3 protein-coding genes are annotated in these 2,216 nt (G+C 30.1%); 1 reads left to right on the forward strand and 2 read right to left on the reverse strand.

Going from position 1 to position 2,216, the window contains the following annotated elements; translation table 11 throughout:
• The first annotated feature begins 80 nt into the window (after positions 1-80).
• Positions 81-620 carry an MntP/YtaF family protein gene (locus tag BN350_RS03975; RefSeq protein ID WP_028042421.1) on the forward strand — a complete coding sequence of 180 codons (540 nt, stop codon included), beginning with the start codon at positions 81-83 and terminating at the stop codon, positions 618-620.
• Here BN350_RS03975 and BN350_RS03980 read toward each other — a convergent pair.
• The gene (locus tag BN350_RS03980) at positions 610-1,704 is read right to left on the reverse strand and encodes a metallophosphoesterase (protein WP_028042422.1); all 1,095 of its coding nucleotides are present in this window, start codon (positions 1,702-1,704) and stop codon (positions 610-612) included. The genes BN350_RS03975 and BN350_RS03980 overlap by 11 nt on opposite strands.
• Positions 1,705-1,719: 15 nt before the next feature.
• Positions 1,720-2,216: MATE family efflux transporter (locus BN350_RS21245; RefSeq protein WP_044600118.1), on the reverse strand; the 497-nt coding region annotated here is incomplete at its 5' end.

A 2,216-nucleotide genomic window follows, 5' to 3' on the forward strand; every position in this document is an offset into this window, starting at 1 on the left:
AATCAAAAGAGAACTCAAAATTGAGTTCTCTTTTCATATCATATTCTCTTTTTTATCATATCATAAGAAGAGGTGATTTCATGCATTTTTTCTCTGTAATCTTTTTAACATTATCAGCAAATATAGATTGCTTTATTTTAGGTCTATCTTATAGCATTAAAAATATTCAGATATCTTTATTTAAGAATCTTCTGATTGCTACTTTAACAACTCTTGGTACTTTTATTTCCATGAAAGCAGGACATTTTTTATTAAAAATTATATCAATAGATACGGCCAATCATATAGGCGCACTTTTTATGATTGTGATTGGTTTAATGATGTTAAGCAAAAAATCACAATCAGATATCAAATTGACTCATCAGCATCTTTCTTGGCAGGAAACATGTTTCCTTGGTTTTACTCTATCACTAAATAACATTGGCTTATGCTTAGGTGCCAGTATTACAGGATTGCCCTATATATCCACTTGTCTTTTTACTTTTGTTTTTTCAGTTTTATTCATTGCATTAGCACAAGCATTACGAGGAAGTTCTTTCTTAATCCAAATACAATCCTACACTCCTAAAATTGCGAGTATCATCATTTTGTGTTTAGGTCTTTATGAATTTATTGTTTAAGAATATCAACAATCACATATTCAGATTGTGATCCTGTTCGCAGTGGATAACCCCAACCAGCAATACCTGAAGAAACAATGACTTGCATGTGTTTCATTTGACGATACCCATAGTTCATTTCACCAAAGCCTAAAATATTGCTGATAACACCAACAGGAAACATTTGTCCTCCATGTGTATGTCCAGACACTTGCAGATCAACTCCTATTTCATCATTTGTTTTTAAATCAACTGGCTGATGATCTAACATTAAGATAAAATCATCATGTCCATTCTTTTTTAATAAATCTTGTGATGTTTCTCTTTGTCCATAACTGCGATCATTTCTACCAGCTAAAATCATACCACCATGAATATTCACAACTTGATCACTCAAAATATGAATATCATTTTTTTCAATTGTCTGAGCTAATTCGATCATTGAAAAGTTGGGTGTTTTTGCATAACGGGCTTCATCATGATTTCCATAAACATAATAGATTCCATATTGACTCTTTATATCTCCCAACACTTCAAAAGCATCCAACATCTGTTGATGAGTTGATCTTTCATCAACAATATCTCCACCTAACAAAACAAGATCAGGTTTTTGTAGTGATATCTGTTGACAATATGTTTTTAATTCATCTTTATTCATTGTATTTCCAAAATGCAGATCACTCATCAAAACAACTCGGTAATTTTGGCTGATTTGTTTTTGTGTATAAATAGTATATTTCTGAACTTGAATATCTTTCATATGATGATATCCATAGCCAAGTGTTAACATTAAACATAGAATAGGAATCATTCCTAAATGATAAATTTTCATCAGTCTATCATGATGATATTTAGTCTTTTTAATAAGCCATACAAATATATCCATCAATAAACAAAAACACAATAAATAATAGACAATAACTGTCCATACACCCCATATATATGTTAATGGCATGACAAAACAAATTGTTAATATGGATAAAATAATCTTTATTAGTAATGTTGGTTCAAACCATGTTTGATATATTCTTTTAAAAAAGAAATAAAAATAAAGACCTGTAGGAAGTATCGCTAATAAAGGTAATTGTAAAAATAATGAATTCATTCTCTCATCCTTTCATTAATTTTCAAGACTTTGAATATATGGATTATGATAGAATGACCAGGCCAACTGAATTGCCATACAACACCAAATAACAGGTTCACAAATAATTACACCAAAATAACCTAAAACTGGTATAAACAAAGCAACAAACATCACCTTTCCTAAACATTCTATAACACTTGAAATCAATGGAATAATTTTCATACCTAATCCCTGTAATGAATTTCTTAAATTTAACAGAATTCCTAACACTGCATAAAAAGGTGCATTTATTCTTAAATATAATGTTCCATTCTCTATGACTGTAGGTTCATTTGAACCAGATAATAAATGTACAAGAAATGGTGCCATAATAACCAATATAACTGTAATAACAATTCCCCATCCAATCGCAATCAAATTTCCATATTTGACACCATCTCGAATACGTTGACGTTGATTGGCTCCTTTATTTTGTGAAACAAAGGTTGATAATGCTAATCCAATTGTTCCTACTGGCATCATGAAAAATG

This window comes from Candidatus Stoquefichus massiliensis AP9 (genome assembly GCF_000455285.1).
Lineage (GTDB): Bacteria > Bacillota_I > Bacilli_A > Erysipelotrichales > Coprobacillaceae > Stoquefichus > Stoquefichus massiliensis.

Excerpts from the sequence above, each read along its gene's own strand:
- BN350_RS03975 (WP_028042421.1), top strand. The coding sequence starts at position 81 with ATGCATTTTTTCTCTGTAATCTTTTTAACATTATCAGCAAATATAGAT.
- BN350_RS03980 (WP_028042422.1), bottom strand. The coding sequence starts at position 1,704 with ATGAATTCATTATTTTTACAATTACCTTTATTAGCGATACTTCCTACA.